The 15,108-nt window shown below is 58.6% G+C and carries 14 protein-coding genes and 1 tRNA gene; 10 read left to right on the top strand and 5 right to left on the bottom strand.

The genetic code is table 11. The features are described from left to right. Positions 1 to 150: 150 nt before the first annotated feature. Positions 151 to 2,358, bottom strand: coding sequence for an acylase (locus tag ACQ4WO_RS18495; protein ID WP_436482698.1), 2,208 nt, complete (start codon positions 2,356 to 2,358; stop codon positions 151 to 153). A 15-nt stretch (positions 2,359 to 2,373) separates the two neighbouring features. Next, positions 2,374 to 3,213 (bottom strand): hypothetical protein, encoded by an 840-nt coding sequence (locus ACQ4WO_RS18490; protein ID WP_436482697.1) that lies wholly within the window; start codon positions 3,211 to 3,213, stop codon positions 2,374 to 2,376. Between the two features lie 113 nt (positions 3,214 to 3,326). On the opposite strand from ACQ4WO_RS18490, the gene ACQ4WO_RS18485 reads away from it, so the two are divergent. The 4 genes from ACQ4WO_RS18485 (at position 3,327) to ACQ4WO_RS18470 (ending at position 5,054) form a co-directional block, all read left to right on the top strand. Beyond that, a complete protein-coding gene (locus tag ACQ4WO_RS18485; RefSeq protein WP_436482696.1) occupies positions 3,327 to 3,773 on the top strand; it encodes a DUF2939 domain-containing protein in 447 nt (148 codons plus the stop codon). A gap of 124 nt (positions 3,774 to 3,897) precedes the next feature. Then, a complete protein-coding gene (locus tag ACQ4WO_RS18480) occupies positions 3,898 to 4,401 on the top strand; it encodes a DUF2939 domain-containing protein (RefSeq protein ID WP_436482695.1) in 504 nt (167 codons plus the stop codon). Between the two features lie 51 nt (positions 4,402 to 4,452). Next, complete coding sequence (locus ACQ4WO_RS18475; RefSeq protein ID WP_436482694.1) at positions 4,453 to 4,665, top strand: hypothetical protein; 213 nt, start codon at positions 4,453 to 4,455, stop codon at positions 4,663 to 4,665. Next, positions 4,665 to 5,054: a nuclear transport factor 2 family protein gene (locus ACQ4WO_RS18470; protein ID WP_436482693.1), complete on the top strand. Its 390-nt coding sequence runs from the start codon at positions 4,665 to 4,667 to the stop codon at positions 5,052 to 5,054. The genes ACQ4WO_RS18475 and ACQ4WO_RS18470 overlap by 1 nt, the downstream gene beginning before the upstream one ends. Before the next feature lie 52 nt (positions 5,055 to 5,106). Here ACQ4WO_RS18470 and ACQ4WO_RS18465 read toward each other — a convergent pair whose 3' ends face one another. Continuing rightward, positions 5,107 to 5,322, bottom strand: a complete 216-nt coding sequence (locus ACQ4WO_RS18465; RefSeq protein ID WP_436482692.1) for a hypothetical protein — start codon at positions 5,320 to 5,322, stop codon at positions 5,107 to 5,109. On the opposite strand from ACQ4WO_RS18465, the gene ACQ4WO_RS18460 reads away from it, so the two are divergent. The 3 genes from ACQ4WO_RS18460 to ACQ4WO_RS18450 all read left to right on the top strand — a co-directional run bounded on the left by ACQ4WO_RS18460 (position 5,321) and on the right by ACQ4WO_RS18450 (position 11,445). Beyond that, on the top strand, positions 5,321 to 7,051 hold the full coding sequence (locus tag ACQ4WO_RS18460) for a methyl-accepting chemotaxis protein (protein ID WP_436482690.1): 1,731 nt from the start codon (positions 5,321 to 5,323) through the stop codon (positions 7,049 to 7,051). The genes ACQ4WO_RS18465 and ACQ4WO_RS18460 overlap by 2 nt on opposite strands. Positions 7,052 to 7,486: 435 nt before the next feature. Continuing rightward, positions 7,487 to 9,781, top strand: a complete 2,295-nt coding sequence (locus tag ACQ4WO_RS18455) for a TonB-dependent receptor (protein WP_436482689.1) — start codon at positions 7,487 to 7,489, stop codon at positions 9,779 to 9,781. Positions 9,782 to 10,092: 311 nt separating this feature from the next. Next, positions 10,093 to 11,445: a tyrosine-type recombinase/integrase gene (locus ACQ4WO_RS18450; RefSeq protein WP_436482687.1), complete on the top strand. Its 1,353-nt coding sequence runs from the start codon at positions 10,093 to 10,095 to the stop codon at positions 11,443 to 11,445. Positions 11,446 to 11,594: 149 nt separating this feature from the next. Here the strand turns inward: ACQ4WO_RS18450 and ACQ4WO_RS18445 are convergent. Beyond that, positions 11,595 to 11,679, bottom strand: a tRNA-Leu gene (locus tag ACQ4WO_RS18445). An 806-nt stretch (positions 11,680 to 12,485) separates the two neighbouring features. Here ACQ4WO_RS18445 and ACQ4WO_RS18440 point away from each other — a divergent pair. From ACQ4WO_RS18440 to ACQ4WO_RS18430, 3 genes are all read left to right on the top strand, one after another. Further along, positions 12,486 to 12,683, top strand: coding sequence for a hypothetical protein (locus ACQ4WO_RS18440; protein WP_436482686.1), 198 nt, complete (start codon positions 12,486 to 12,488; stop codon positions 12,681 to 12,683). 221 nt (positions 12,684 to 12,904) lie between these two features. Beyond that, entirely contained in the window at positions 12,905 to 13,066 is a 162-nt protein-coding gene (locus ACQ4WO_RS18435) for a hypothetical protein (RefSeq protein WP_436482685.1), read from the top strand. 107 nt (positions 13,067 to 13,173) lie between these two features. Continuing rightward, positions 13,174 to 13,608 (top strand): GNAT family N-acetyltransferase, encoded by a 435-nt coding sequence (locus ACQ4WO_RS18430; RefSeq protein ID WP_436482684.1) that lies wholly within the window; start codon positions 13,174 to 13,176, stop codon positions 13,606 to 13,608. Between the two features lie 249 nt (positions 13,609 to 13,857). On the opposite strand, the gene ACQ4WO_RS18425 is transcribed toward ACQ4WO_RS18430, so the two are convergent. Further along, positions 13,858 to 14,889: a hypothetical protein gene (locus tag ACQ4WO_RS18425; protein ID WP_436482683.1), complete on the bottom strand. Its 1,032-nt coding sequence runs from the start codon at positions 14,887 to 14,889 to the stop codon at positions 13,858 to 13,860. Positions 14,890 to 15,108 lie beyond the last annotated feature (219 nt).

The following is a 15,108-nucleotide window of genomic DNA, read 5'->3' as shown; positions in this document are numbered from 1 at the left end:
GGGCGGATACGGCATCCAGTTACCCGGTCTTGATATGCCTACCAAGATTTTGACAGCGGTCGATACCGTTCGCAATATCACGAACGGCATGAAGGGAATAATACAAGGTCGGATTAGCCCGCGAGGGCGTAATCCGACATCTCACCAACTTCACTCCCCGGGCCGGTACCTGCGCTCCAAGTGCTTCGCCACGTCCTCGGGATAAAACAGCACCTCCTTGAATTCGCCGCGTGCATACATGGCCGCCTGGTCCTTGAAATGCGGCGACGTCGGGTCGCCGCTCTGGCCACCGGCAAGGATGCTTTTCGCCTTGATACGAGGACCAAATTCCACGGCCGCGACAAAGCTGTTGCCACGTTCGCCGTAAATCCTGCGCGTGGTGCTCTTGCCGCTCTGGCCATACGCGGCCAGCGCGCCCCAGTTGCCCGACGCATAAGGCACGGGCAAGCTGGCTTGCGCATCGTCGAACGGCTGCACCACGTCGCCCGTCAGGCGCTGGAAGCGGTTGATCTCGCCCCACGGCGTTTGCCAGTTGCCGAAATCGCGCTGCAATTTATCGGCCGCCGTTGCCAGAGCCGCCAGCCGCTGCGCCGCCGTGACCTTCTGCGTCGCCAGAAAATCGACCACGGGCACGCCCTGCTCGCGCGCCTGCTTGCCAGCCAGTTCGGCCAGCTCCTGGCCCCAGAACACGGCCAAGGAAGTGGCCGTGGACGTCAGCGAATAGCGCCAGTCCCAGGCGCGCAGCAAGGCCACCTTGTCGGCCAGCGCCAGCTGTTGCGCGTCGCCCGCTGGCAGCGCATCGTATGCCGCAAACAGCGGCGGCAGCAAGGATTCAAACGCCGTCAGTTCGCTGTCATACGAGGCGGCGATCAGGCTGTCGAGCGTGAAATCCTTCTTGTTCTGGAAAACCTTGACGGCATGCAGGCCGCGCGCGTTTTCGCCATACACGGACATGTAGGCGGGGTAGTCCTGCTGGCGCGGGCTGTTGGCGCCGGCCGCCGAATACGGCCAGTTGTTCGTGTTCTGTATCCAGCCATTCTTTGGATTGAACAGGGTGATGGTTTGCGCCACCGTGTGCAACCCTTTCCATTCCGTGGCCGGATCGCTGCCGTCGACGGGCTGTTTCCAGTTGAAGCGCGGGTCGCGCACGGGGATGAAATTGCCATGAAAATAGGCGATATTGCCATCCGCATCTGCGTACACGGTATTGTTCGACGAATTCGTGCGCAATTCCATCGTCTTGTAGAACGCCGTGTAATCGCGCGCCTTGGTGCGCGTGTACGACTGCGTCAGCGCCTTCAACGGTTCGTTCATCAGGCGCACGGCCACCCAGCGTCCATCCTGGGCGCGCACGATGGGGCCGTGATGGCTGTAGTAGACGGTGATGGTTTTCGAGCCCATGCCGCCGTTCGCGAGTTTATATGGCAAGGTAATCGGTACGGCTTTCAAGGGGCGCAGGCCGCCGTCATAGCGGTAGAACCATGCGCCATCCTTGTCGACGATGCTTTCCAGGTATTCGTCGATGACGTCGCCGCCACCCGAGGTATGCATCCAGCCGAGGCGGTCGTTAAAACCCTGGTAGACGAAGAACTGGCCCCAGGTGACGGCGCCATATGCGTTCAAGCCTTCGCCGCTGGTCACCTGCACTTCGGGGCGGAAGTAGAACGAGGTGTGTGGATTGATCATCAGCAGCGCATGGCCATTTTTCGTGATCGCGGGCGCGATGGCAAAGCCGTTCGAGCCGCTCGGCTCCGGCTCCAATCCAGTTTCCACGCTGGCCAGCGCCACGGTGGCAGGCTTGGCTTGCTGGCCGTAAAACGCTTCGAGCTGCGCCAGGTTGACCGATTCAATATCGCCGCCGATGCTGCCCTCGCTGAAGCTCAAGGCCATCCACGGCTCGAAATGCGCGATCAGCTTGGGTTTGACGTGCGGGTGCGTGGCCAGGTAAAAATTCAAGCCATCGGCAAACGCATCCATCAACTTGCGCAGCCACGGCGGGCTGGCGCGGTACTGCGCCTGCAGCTCAAGCGGATCGATGAAGAGCTTCATGCGCAGGTCGCGGTACAGCTCCAGCTCGCCCTCCACTTCCGCCAAGCGCCCCATGGCGTTGATGTAATTGAGTTCCACGCGCGGGAAATCGTCCTCGGCCTGCGCATACATCAGGCCAAAGATAGCATCCGCATCCGTCTTGCCCGTCACATGGGGCACGCCCCAGGTGTCGCGCGCGATGCTGACATGGGCGGCCTGCGCCTGCCAGCGGGCCATGTCCGTGACAGAAACGGCGGGCGCCGCCAGCACGGGAGGAGCGGCGACGGCGCCACAGGCGATGGCGACAAACAAGGCACGGCGAGCTGGCATTCACTACTCCAATAATCAGGATGCGTCGATGAGAGTTGCAATCCGCTGGTTGAGTTCCACATTTTCCGCCTGCAGTTGCGCCACCTTCTGTTTCAGGCTGGCGATCTCGCCGCGCAGGCGCTCCGCCTCACTAGGCGCCTGGGCTGCGTTGTCCGCCCATGGCTCGTTACCCGTCTCCGGTGTGTCCTGCGACACGTGGGGCACCTTCGGCTCGCGCGGCGTGCGCGTGGCGGCGCGCTGTTCGCGGATTTCCTTGGCCGCTTGGCGTAGCAGTTTTTTACCACCGGCGACGGCCGCCACCTGTTCTTCCGGCGGCAGGGACGCCACGGTGGCCGCCGCATTGATGGAGATCGTGCCCGAACGGACGGCTTCCACCAGTTCCGGCGACGCCGCTTTCCGGATTTTCTCGATCTGGCTGATCTGGTTGCTGCTCAACCGCGCGGCCTTGGCGACTTCTTCGCGCGTGCTCATGGGGGGCTTGGGCGCGTTTTCGCCTTCGGGCGCATCGGCCGCGCTGACGGGTGCCGGGCTGCGCGCGGCGACGATTTCCTTCTTGCGCAGGGCCAGCACGCCGCGCTGGAAATCCGACACGCTGCGGCGCGCCAGGTGATTGTCGATCATCCACAGCATGACGTCGTCGAGCGAGGTAAAGCTGGTGTTCTGGATGGTCTTGAATTCGATGCCGTGCTGGCGGCAGATGGCGTAGCGGTTATGCCCGTCGATCAGCACGTCGTTCCACAGCACCAGCGCATCGCGGCAGCCTTCGGCCAGCAGGCTGCGCTCGAGCGCCGCGTACTCGCTGGCGGTGAGCGGGTCGATATACGACTGCAGCACCTGATTGATAGTGATATTCATGGTTGTCCTCAATATTGCGGCGCGATGGTCCGCGCCGGCACGAATGCTACACCATCCGCCACCGCTGGCCGGGTAAAATCACGGCGGCACAGCTCATACAAAAAACACGGACCATGAAAAGAAAGTACGCCACCGCGATCATTTTTGGCGTTGCCGCCATCGGCTTCACCTGGGTCAGCCCCTACATCGCCATGTACCGCATCAGCATCGCGGCAAAATCCGTGCGCCTGGAAACCCTGGCGCAGCAGGCCGACCTGCCCGCCGTGCGTGCCAGCGTGGCGCGCCAGCTGCGGGCGGCCGGCGAGACGGCCAATGAAGACGATTTCAAGGAAATGCTCGACACCATCGTCTCGCCGCCCGGCATCACGGTATTGATCCTGCACGGCAAGCAGGGAGCGGACGGCAAGCGCCACGACTTCGGCATGGCATACCGCTCGTGGAACGAAGTGGTGCTGCGGCGCAGCGGCGCCGGCCCCGCCGCCAGCCAGTTCCTGCTGCGCCGCCATGGCATCTGGGACTGGAAACTGGCGGACATTACCTTGCCGCCGGAATTACTCTGACAAAACTTGATCTAAAACAACACTTACCTAAACCGCCATATTGATTTTGGGAAATATTATGTAGAATGCCAACACTTCAGGCGCACCGGGTCGCCAGGGATCCGAGAGATCGCAGATGAAAAGAATGATGCTTCTCGCTGTAGCGGTACTGGTCGCGCTGGCCGGCCTCTTCTATGGCAGTCCGTATTTCACCATGGACAAGATCCGCGCGGCCACCATGGACGAGGATAGCCAGGCGCTGGCTGCACAGATCGACCTGCCACAGCTGCGCGGCAGTCTCGGGCAGCAACTGCATGCCCTGTTCTCGGCGCCGGAAGTGGCCGACGACATCAGTCCCGACGTCATCGATCCCTTGCTCGACACCATGCTGATGCCCGAAGGCATCGTCGCCTTGATGAAGCTCAATGACCGCTACGAAAAGCCACTCGCCAAGGTCAGCGACATCAGCGGCCGCAAGCGCAACACCAAGCCCGACTACAAACTGCGCTACACTTCCTGGAACAGCGTTGTCGTGCAGCGCGCCCACAGCAAAAGCCATATCGGCGAACTGACCCTGACGCGCGACGGCCTGTGGAGCTGGAAACTCACGTCGGTGGCGCTGCCCAAGAATCTGCTGGCCGACGCTTAAAACGGCCGCGCACTGCTATCATCTGCCCAACCACATTTCTTTGGAGGCAGCATGTCAGACCTGGTACAACACGCCCTGACCCACGCAGGCAAACCAGCCGCCACGCCCTGGGTGGTGACCTTGATCAACGGTGAAAAACTCACCGGCCCCATTTCCCCGCTCAGCGACGGCTGCTACGCCATCGGCCTAGGACAAATCAAGTATTTTTCCAGCGACAAGGTCGCCTGCCTGAATGTATCGGGCGCCGGCGCGTTTCCCATCTGATGACGGGGCCGGAGGGGCCGGACGCCACGGATCTGGCGGCGCAGCTGCAGGCGCTGGAGGCGGCGCTGCAAAGCCAGGCCGTGCGTGCCGACGGCGCCAGGCTGGCGGCACTGCTGGCCGACGAGTTCGTCGAATTCGGCAGCTCGGGCCTGCTGTGGACGCGCGCGGCGACCTTGGCCGACTTGCCGGCGGAAGACTTTTGCCCGCGCAGCATCAGCGATTTCCAGGCCCGCTTGCTGGCCGACGACGTTGCCTTCGTTACCTACCGCTCGCAGCGCCACGCCAGCGGCGCCCTGCCCGCCAGCGCCAGCTTGCGCAGTTCGCTGTGGAAGTGGCGCGATGGCCGCTGGCAGATGATCTTTCACCAAGGTACGCCGATACCTGTCTGAACAAGTATCCCATGTCGAAAAGTTGTTTTTTGACACGCAAAATGTCATTGATTTACTGAATTTTTTGTGCAACAATGAATTTAATAAATAAAACAAATAAATTATTGAAATCGGTTTTTTGAATTAACTCGATCCTCACACCACGAATCCGTGTTCTGGATAGAAAAGCACTGCGCAGGGAACAACCCGCTGCCAGGCAAGCGCCTGCCACTGGTCCCACGCAAGCCCCCTTTCTAATCGTCACCACGTATTTTGGGAGAGACATCATGGATAAATTCACCGTACGCACCCAGCTCACTCTGGCTTTCGGCCTGCTGGTCTTTTTCCTCATCGGCATCTCGATCCTGTCCGTGCGGAGTTTTTCCACCTTCAACACGGGCTTTGAGCAGTATGTCAACGGCATCACGGCCCGCACCAACGCGGCCCACCGCGTGCGTGACGCGATCGACATGCGCGCCGTGGCGGCCAGGAACCTGGTGCTCGTCACCAAGCCGGAAGACCTGGAAACCGAACGCAAGCAGGTCTTGCAGGCGCACGCCGATGTCGTCAAGAACATGCAGCAGCTGCTGCAACTGGCACAGCAGCCCGAGGTGTCGGACCAGGTGCGCGCCATCATCCGCAAGATCGACGGCATCGAAAAACGCTATGCTCCCGTGGCCCTGGCCATCGTGGACCTGGCGCTGCAAAAGAAAACCGAACAAGCCATTGTCAAGATGAACGAGGAATGCCGCCCGCTGCTGGCCGCCCTTGTCGCCGCCAGCGATGAATATTTCACCCTGACGGACAGGCACTCCGCCGTCATCCTGCAGGAAGACAACGAGCACTACATCCTCAACAGGAATATCCTCATCGGCGCCAGCTTGCTGTCCATCGTGCTGGCTGGCCTGGCGGGCTGGCTCATCACGCGTAGCCTGCTCAAGTCGCTGGGCGCCGAACCGAAACAGCTGTGCGACGCCGTCAGCCTGCTTGCCGCCGGCGACCTGACAGGCAAACTCAGTGTTGCACCGAACGATAGCGTCAGCGTGCTGTCGGCGCTGCAGCGCATGCAGGAGTCGCTGACCACGGTCGTGTCCTCCGTGCGCCAGGATTCCGACACGGTCTCGCTTGCCGCCAAAGAGATTTCCACCGGCAATAGCGACCTGTCGCTGCGCACGGAACAGCAAGCCAGCTCACTGGAAGAAACCGCTTCCTCGATGGAAGAACTCACCAGCACCGTGCGCAAGAATGCGGAAAATGCCCGCGAAGCCAAGGTGCTGGCCACGACCGCATCGGACGTCGCCAGCAAGGGCGGCGCCGTGGTGGGCCAAGTGATGGGCACCATGGACCTGATCAGCGAATCGTCGCGCAAGATTGTCGACATCATCAGCGTCATCGACGGCATCGCCTTCCAGACCAATATCCTGGCCCTGAATGCGGCAGTGGAAGCGGCGCGTGCCGGCGAACAGGGCCGCGGCTTCGCCGTCGTGGCGACCGAGGTGCGCGGCCTGGCCCAGCGCAGCGCCAGCGCGGCCAAGGAAATCAAGGCGCTGATCGACGATTCCGTGAGCCGCGTCGATGCCGGCTCCCGGCTGGCGGCGCAGGCGGGCACGACGATGTCCGAGGTGGTCGCCAGTGTCGCCCGCGTCAGCAACATCATCGCGGAAATCACGGTGGCCAGTCAGGAACAGTCCGCCGGCATCGAGCAGATCAACCAGGCCGTCGCCCAGATGGATAGTGTCACGCAACAAAACGCGGCCCTGGTGGAAGAAGCGGCGGCGGCGGCCGAATCCTTGCGCGACCAGGCCAGCCACCTGGTGGAAACCGTGAGCGTCTTCAAGACGCACGACAGCCATGCGGCGGCGCCCGCGCCAACCTTCGCGCCAGCGCGCGCCAGCCACAAGCCGCTGCGCCTGGTACCGGCACAGGCCAGCAGCACCGTCAAGCGCCAGGCCGCACCGGCAAAACCCCGTTCCGTACAAGCGGAAGCCGTGACGGCCGGCGACTGGGAAGAGTTTTAATTCAGCAGATCGGGCATGCGCCACGCATGCCCAGCCTCACACGCACAGGGGGATAGCCACAGGCCGCGCTTTCCCCTGTCGCGCTGCAACAACAAGCCCCCTTCCAAAAAAATCTGCGGCAGCTGTTGTATTTCCAGTGCCCGCAAGCCGGCAGCATGGCAAAAAACATCGCTCTTTTTGCGCTCCCGCAGGAAACTGCATCGCCATGCCCAGCCGCTGTTGCGCTCGCACAAGCCTGCCGGCACTCCACTATGCACCCGCCAGATATTGACGACAAATACGATTTTATTCGTGTATTCAGTCGAAACGGATATGAATAGCCGTCGCTGGAAAATGGCATGAATACCAAAACTTTCCGTGCTAGCATAATTTTTCGTTCAGCTGGCCAGCGCCAGCCTGCATGCCCCAACAACCTTGACCGACAGGAGCCGTTTCATGATGACACCGCATGCCAGCACAGTACGCCACACCCTGATTGCCCTGGCAATCACTGCCGCCTTTCCCCTGCAGGCGATGGCGCAGGCACAGGACAACGTCCCGGCGCCTGCCGCCGACGCCCCTGCCGCTCCGGCGGCACAGGCCGGTCCTGGCCAGCTGGAAACGGTGATCGTGACGGCGCAGCGGCGCGCGGAAAACATCAAGGACGTGCCCATGTCCATCGCCACCCTGAAGGGCGACAAGCTCGACACCCTGACGGCCGGCGGCGCCGACATCCGCTTCCTCAACAGCCGCTCGCCCAGCGTCTCGGTCGAATCGGACTATGGCCGCACCTTCCCCCGCTTCTACATTCGCGGCCTGGGCAATACCGACTTCGACCTGAACGCCTCGCAGCCGGTAGGCCTGGTGATGGATGACGTGGTGCAGGAAAACGCCATGCTGAAAGGCTTTCCCGTCTTCGACGTCGACCAGGTCGAGGTGCTGCGCGGCCCGCAAGGTACCTTGTTCGGCCGCAACTCGCCGGCCGGCGTGATCAAGTTCGATTCCGCCAAACCCGTCTTCAAGACGGAAGGCTATCTGAGCGGCGGCTTCGGCAAGGATGGCATGAAGAACCTGGAAGGCGCCTTCAACGTGCCCGTCAGCGACACTGTGGCCCTGCGCTTTTCCGGCCAGACCCAGCGCCGCGACGACCGCGTGCACAACCCGCGCCCCACCGGCACGCGCGACTTCGAAGGCTATGAAGACAGCGCCGCCCGCCTGCAGGTGCTGGTCAAGCCCACGCGCGACTTCAGCGCCCTGTTCAACGTGCACGCGCGCAACCTCGACGGCACGGCCACCCTGTTCCGCGCCAACATCCTGAAACAGGGCACCAACGACCTGGTCGACGGCTTTGATTACGATAACTACCCGACCGACGGCATCAACCGCCAGCACCTGAAAACCAAGGGCGGCAGCATGCGCCTGAAATGGGACTTGCCCGGCGTCACCCTGCATTCGATCACCGGCTACGAAAAACTCGATTTCTTCAGCCGCGCCGACGTCGACGGCGGCTATGGCGCCGTGTACGCGCCGCCGATGGGTCCCGGTTTCATCCCCTTCGTCGTGGAAACGGCCGACGTGATCCCCAACCACAAGCAGATTTCGCAGGAATTCCGCGCCGAGTCGTCTGCCCGCGGCCCGCTGCAATGGATAGCCGGCCTGTTCTACTTCAAGGAAGATATCCAGATCGACAGCATCAGCTTTGACAGCCTGGCGCCCGGCAATCCGCAAAGCCCGAACTACGCGACGCAAAACCAGAGCTCGAAGTCGTACGCGGCCTTCGGCTCGCTCAACTACACGGTGTCGGATGCCCTGAAACTGCGCGCCGGCCTGCGCTACACGACCGACAAGAAGGATTTCTCGGCCAAGCGCGTGGAAGCGACCACGGCCGGCCCCTTCAACCTCAACGACACGTCGCACAACATCAGCTGGGACTTGAGCGGCACCTATGTGCTCACGCCGGCAACGAATGCCTACGCGCGCATCGCCACCGGTTACCGCGCGCCATCGATGCAGGGACGCCTGAACGGCCTGGCCGACCGCCCTTCGTTTGCGGGTGCCGAGAAAGCCTTGTCCGTCGAGGCGGGCATCAAGCAAGACCTGTTCGACAAGCGCGCGCGCCTGAGCCTGGCCGTGTTCCAGTACCGGGTCAAGGACAAGCAACTGACGGCCGGCAGCGGCGCTGTCAACATGAACCAGCTGCTCAACGCCGACAAAGCCACGGGCCGTGGCGTGGAACTCGATTTCCAGGCTAACCTCAGCGATTCGCTCAGCATGACCCTGGGCGGCAGCTACAACCACACGGAAATCCAGGACAAGAAGCTGTTCGTGCAAAGCTGCGGCAACGCGCAAAACAACCCGGCCAGCGGCTGCACCGTGACCGACCCGGTGGGCCCGTTCAAGGGTACGGCCTACATCGACGGCAACCCGCTGCCGCGCGCGCCGGAATGGCAGACTAACTTCACCCTGAAGTACAGCATTCCCCTCGCCAATGGCGAGTTCTACGCCTACACGGACTGGGCCTACCGCACCAGCTACAACTTCTTCCTGTATGAAGCGAAGGAATACAAGGCCAAGGAACTGCTCGAAGGCGGCTTGCGCGTCGGCTACAAATGGGACAAATACGAACTCTCCGCGTATGGCCGCAACATCACCAACCAGGTCCAGTCGCTGGGCGCGATCGATTTCGACAACCTGACAGGCATCGTCAACGAGCCGCGCACGTATGGGGTGCAGTTCAAGGCGACGTTCTGACGGCTGGTAGATAAAACCATGCTGTCCGGCGCAAACCGGACAGCGCGGCTCAGGCACAAGATGGCGTGATGCACATCACCTGTGCTAGAATCTCGCCGCGCTGCCCGGATGGTGAAACTGGTAGACACTGGAGACTTAAAAGACTTTGTGTGCACGCCGGAAAAATTTTGCAGCTCTAGTCATAATGCCCTTAGATAAAGGTTTTTTGAGATTTTCTTTGCGTCAATGGCAGAGTTGCCGAAAAGTCCGTGTGCAAAACTTACACACGAGATATACTAGGAAAATCAACGAAAAATACGAAAGCAGTGAAAATGGCAAGTGTTTCAGAATTGCCGTCGGGGAAGTTCCGCGTTCAAATCCGCCGCAAGAATTTAGCCGCCATCGGCAAGGTTTTTGACACTCGTGAAGAAGCGATGGCGTGGGGTGTTTCGCGTGAAGCGGAGCTGGTTGTTGCGAAGAGCTCAGGCGTGGCGCGGCCAAACGCCGGCTTGACCTTTCGGGTCGCTGTGCAGCGGTATTTCGACGGCCCTAAGTTCCGGGAAAAAGCAATCGGCACCCAGGGACGCGAGCGTAGCAGCTCCGTGCGACTGCTCGAGTACTTCGGAAACTATGCACTCTCTGTCATCGACGGCGCTATGGTCCAGGATTACATCGACATACGCTGCGGCGAACGAGTAAAGCACCGCAACGGCACTACGCTCGATAAAAAAATCTCGGCCGACTCTGTGCGGCTTGAGAAAGCGTTCCTGGGAGCCGTATTCAAGTTTTCGAAGCGGCGAAACCTCGTCACGGCCAATATCATGCGTGACTCCTTCGAACTGCCGACATGCATACCGAAAGAAGCCCGCATCACCCTAAAGCAGCAGCTCGACATGTACGACGCCGCTCGGCATATCGGTACGGCCAAGAACGCTAATCCTTGCCTACTGCCATGGCTGTATTTTGTGTTCGAAACAGGGACTCGGCCTGGGGAGGCAGCGAAAATTGAACTTAGCTGGGTGAGCCTGGAGGAACGCAAGGTCAGCATCCCCCGCATAGGACAAAAGAAGCGTAACGCGCGCATAGTGCTTTTTGGCGACGAAGTGTTCGATATGGTTAGGGATTGCTGCGAGCGAGCACAGGAAGCTGGCTCGAAATATCTGTTCTTCTCGCGTGCTAACGCACCACTTGCGCATGATGCGAAAGGTAACCCTATCCGACGTCGGCGCACTGAGGATGAAACTGCGAATCGCCCTTGCACACCGTTTTCGTATTACAACGCCTGGCGCACACTGGCGAAAAAGGCTCGCCTGCCTTCGAGCATCAACCCGCACATCGTGCGTCACGAGTTTATCAGCCGGTTGTTCGAAGACACGGACATGAGTGACAGCCAGATTGCAAGCCTCGTCGGAGACGTGAACGTGCTGTCGCTGGGCCCTTATAAACATTTGCGCGTTGAGCGGTTACGTGACCGACAAGACGCACATCTAGACGAGATGCGTATGGCGCTGCGTGATATACAAACGATGAGGGAGGCAAAACTAAAGGCGTTCTTCGCCAGGGTGCGAGAAGAAGCGCAGGCAGCGCGGGAGGCATCTGGAGACTTTTCGACGCCGATGCAGCGTATCCACGCGATGGTCGAAGCTGATGCTGTGCTCGAAAAAGCAGCGCTGACTCAGAAGTAAGTGTGGTACTGGTGCGGGCGGCCGGAATCGACCCAGAAAGACTTGCGTCGGCAAGTTTTAAGTCTCCCGGCTCTAGGCTCGCATTTACTTAATACTATTAATTCAAAACCCGTCTAGTGCGGGTTTTTTGTGCGCAAATCTGAGTGGGGTGGTGCCTCGGACCGGAATCGAACCGGTACGCCGCAAAGCGGTTGATTTTAAGTCAACTGTGTATACCAGTTTCACCACCGAGGCACATTCACGTGCTATGCCGTGAAGCCCGTTATTGTCGCATGTTTGTGATAAAAATGCTAGCGCTGCAAGTATTGGGCGCGTAGACCGCAGCAGAGGTTGGGCTTGGGCGGGAGGCTGAAAGGACGATAGCCGTAAGGATTGCAGCGCAGCCGCTTACCTTTTGAGTGCACAAAATGGCTTCGACGGCGGAGCGTGTAAGGGATACAACTTAAGTTAACTGCTTTGCGTCGCGGGGCTCGGTGCACATTTAGAGGTCATAGGTAGTAGTCCTTCCACGAGCGAGCGCAGCTGCTGACGTGGAAGGACTACATCGATGAAACGCTGCTTTACCTGGCGTCGCACAACGTCTGAACGCGCTACTGGGGTTTCTCCAGCGAAGCTGCGAGTGCACTCATTGGCTAACTTGTTGAACGCACGCCGGCCATCGGCGGCCCTCAGGTAAGGTCGCATCGCGCTTAGTTTGATGAAGCTGCACCGGAGCTCGACCTTGATGGCACGGGCCGAGACGGTAGAGGCTTGGACGGCGGCAGAACGCGATTTGCCAAATGAGTTTGTCGTCAATCATGCTGAGAATGCCGGCGTCATCTATGGCCCCCCCGCATGGCTGACAACCTTAATTGATTCTTAAAACGCTCCGAAATTTGGAGCATTTTGCTTTCAGCGCTTAGTCATCCTGCCTGGTCGGTCGCCATATATATTACCGCAGTGTAATGCGTTTAGATTTACGACCAGTTTATATAAACATTGTTGATATAGGTAGTATACCCGGGGCACTTCAGCGCCAGGCACAACTCAGGAGAGCCACCATGGCAGTTTATAAATTCACAGAGTACAGCACCGGCGAACCGCTGGTTTCCATCGAATATAGCTACGACGACGCGGCGCTCACGATGACACGCAGAGCGGGCTCGAAGTCGGAGACTCGCGAGATTACGCAAGAAGAGTGCGACGCACTGAACTTGTTGAGCCCGGGCGACCAAATGCGCGCTGCGTCCATCTTTTAAAAAAGGAGAATCACCATGCCAGCGCTGGCGTGCAAGAGATTGAAGTGTACGAGTGCACGACCGACGAGCGGGCCTCGTACAGCCGCAGCAGTCTGCATGCCCCGGTACGCGTAACGCACTGCAACGTCATCTCGCAGTCATTCGCGTAATCGACGAAACCCTACACAAGGTAGAGCACGAGAAGCAATCACGCAACCCTCTCAAAAACGATGGAGAGCACCATGAAGAACAAGAAGAGCTACTACACAGTCGCGATGGCAGTAGCGTCAATCATTGCAACACCGCGCAGTTGGGCTCTGCCCGCCGACTTGGACGCGCTTGCGTCCGTGGTCTACAGCTACCACTCCGGTGCGCTCAAGCGTGGTATGGTGCGTCTAAATTAGCGGCTGACGTAATGACGCATTCGATGAGAAAATTGAAGTACACGGCTGCTCAGGAATGGGGGGCCAGATAAAATTCAGCCCCTCCTTCAATATCTTAGACAGTAGAAATGCGCTCCTCCCAGTGGACCATTAGACCAGCCACAAAAGCTGACCTCCCCATAATCGAGCGATGGCTGGCGACCACGGGTGAACTCGACTCACTTGCGGTGAACTGGCCAACGACGCTTCTTGTTTTCAAGGAAAAAGGCATGCTCGTCGTTGCAGACAAGAGCGACAACGCGGTGGCGTATTTCTGGGGAAGCTTGGTCACGGGAGACAGCGTGCTCGAGGTACGCCACGACATGCGCAGCCGTGGGATTGGGGCCTATCTGGTGTCGTTTCTTGTGGCGGAAGCGCGGGCCGACGGAGCAAGCGAGTTGATGGTCGAATGCTCGCCGCACACGTCAACAAGCTTTTGGCAGAAGATGGGTTTCACTATCTCGCGTATAGACCACAAACTTATCGGCAGACGAAGCTTGACGGAGTTAGCCGACGCAATCTGAACTCTCGCAATTTTGTGGCAATTCTGATGCGCTCACTACATCAGCGCCTGCCTGGCGATATGACTCAATCATCGCGGTAGGAATCGCGTACCAGCTGCTGCCAGCAATTTTTGCGAACATTCGTTTCGCGGATTTTTTCGGTTCATTTGGTTCCTTGACAATTGAAGAGGGATTCTCCACGGGGAAAGCTAGAAGTGTAGCTGAGTTTTAATCTGCGATAGTGCGCGTAGCAATCTCTTCTCAAAATATCTAATCGACGCGCACGTATGTCCGCCCGTCGATTACACGAGTAACCTGGGCTACGTCCTTAGCGCCAATGCGCTCGTAAATTTCCTCCGCAGTGTGTTTTTTCGCCAGCTCCCGAATTGCTCGCACTTGTTCCACGGACAGCCGACCATCACGCCCGCAAATCTGCGCAACGGCCCAGTCGTTATCCTTCCACTTTTCTGCAACCCATGGCGCTGGCAAGCCCTTACGCGGATTCTCCCTAAGCCACTTATCGACGATTTTGTAGCGCTCATCAGGTAACGGAACAACAGATTTTTCAAGTAGGCCGTTCTCTCTTAAGTACCTCAGCCCTGATTTTCCACCAGGAATCATATTCAAACGACGCTCGTCGTCCCAATGCCCTTCAACAAGAAACTCCTCTGCGGCATAGAGAGACTCAAGATTATCCGTTACGCCCATTACCTTGTGATTAATGTAAGTAATCCGTCCTCTCTCCGCTTCCTCTCTGAATCTGCGATGAAAAAGTAGATGACTGCCTGTTTCGATTGCACGTTTGTGCTCTAACCAACGTTTTTGCCAACTTCTCTTGGTAACGCCAACAAAGAAAAATCCGTCATTGGGATAGGAAGACCCATTGCCAAAAATATGCTGATAAAGTGCATACGCAATTTCAGGTGAATATCTTGGTGAGAGTAAAAGGTTCGCTGGAATCGAAAATATCTGACTCGGCTTTACGATTTTGGTTTCATCTATTTTTAGTTTACCTGCGGCAGCTGCTGCCACATAGACCGGGTCAGTTACCAATTCAATGGCAATGAGTGGTTGCATCACGTGCTCGTCCTCGGCAAGCGCTTTTCCTGACAAGTACTCTGCCTCACGACTTACAGTCCGGTGTCCTAATCTAAATGTTTGCAGAGGTGCGACGAATCCTGGATGGCCTTCGATAAAAGTCAAATGAACGACCGGGATAATGTTCCCCACCTTCATTCTAAAAAGTCCCTTAGGAGTTGCCGCAACTTTTGCCCACTCTAATCCGTACGGCAAAGATTTCACGAACCTGTTCAGTAGCGCCTCGACATCTCGGCGACGTGGAATCATTGTCTTGGGTACCAAGTGCTCCCACCAAGCCTTGCTTATACTTATAGTTAGGTTGTTCATAAGGTTCTTAAGTTGTTGAGCTATCGATTCTATCCAGTCGAGTGTAGCGCGATGGCCATCGTTACTTTCACTATTTTCTGGATGCCAGTTCCTTTACCTCAGAACCACCCCGTG

The sequence above is a fragment of the Janthinobacterium aestuarii genome (assembly GCF_051380835.1).
Lineage (GTDB): Bacteria > Pseudomonadota > Gammaproteobacteria > Burkholderiales > Burkholderiaceae_D > Janthinobacterium > Janthinobacterium aestuarii.
This window is presented reverse-complemented; position numbering and strand designations above follow the sequence as displayed.

Bases quoted from the DNA above. Each gene is read 5' to 3' on its own strand.
- ACQ4WO_RS18495 (WP_436482698.1), bottom strand. From the start codon at position 2,358: ATGCCAGCTCGCCGTGCCTTGTTTGTCGCCATCGCCTGTGGCGCCGTC.
- ACQ4WO_RS18490 (WP_436482697.1), bottom strand. From the start codon at position 3,213: ATGAATATCACTATCAATCAGGTGCTGCAGTCGTATATCGACCCGCTC.
- ACQ4WO_RS18485 (WP_436482696.1), top strand. From the start codon at position 3,327: ATGAAAAGAAAGTACGCCACCGCGATCATTTTTGGCGTTGCCGCCATC.
- ACQ4WO_RS18480 (WP_436482695.1), top strand. From the start codon at position 3,898: ATGATGCTTCTCGCTGTAGCGGTACTGGTCGCGCTGGCCGGCCTCTTC.
- ACQ4WO_RS18475 (WP_436482694.1), top strand. From the start codon at position 4,453: ATGTCAGACCTGGTACAACACGCCCTGACCCACGCAGGCAAACCAGCC.
- ACQ4WO_RS18470 (WP_436482693.1), top strand. From the start codon at position 4,665: ATGACGGGGCCGGAGGGGCCGGACGCCACGGATCTGGCGGCGCAGCTG.
- ACQ4WO_RS18460 (WP_436482690.1), top strand. From the start codon at position 5,321: ATGGATAAATTCACCGTACGCACCCAGCTCACTCTGGCTTTCGGCCTG.
- ACQ4WO_RS18465 (WP_436482692.1), bottom strand. From the start codon at position 5,322: ATGATGTCTCTCCCAAAATACGTGGTGACGATTAGAAAGGGGGCTTGC.
- ACQ4WO_RS18455 (WP_436482689.1), top strand. From the start codon at position 7,487: ATGATGACACCGCATGCCAGCACAGTACGCCACACCCTGATTGCCCTG.
- ACQ4WO_RS18450 (WP_436482687.1), top strand. From the start codon at position 10,093: ATGGCAAGTGTTTCAGAATTGCCGTCGGGGAAGTTCCGCGTTCAAATC.
- ACQ4WO_RS18440 (WP_436482686.1), top strand. From the start codon at position 12,486: ATGGCAGTTTATAAATTCACAGAGTACAGCACCGGCGAACCGCTGGTT.
- ACQ4WO_RS18435 (WP_436482685.1), top strand. From the start codon at position 12,905: ATGAAGAACAAGAAGAGCTACTACACAGTCGCGATGGCAGTAGCGTCA.
- ACQ4WO_RS18430 (WP_436482684.1), top strand. From the start codon at position 13,174: ATGCGCTCCTCCCAGTGGACCATTAGACCAGCCACAAAAGCTGACCTC.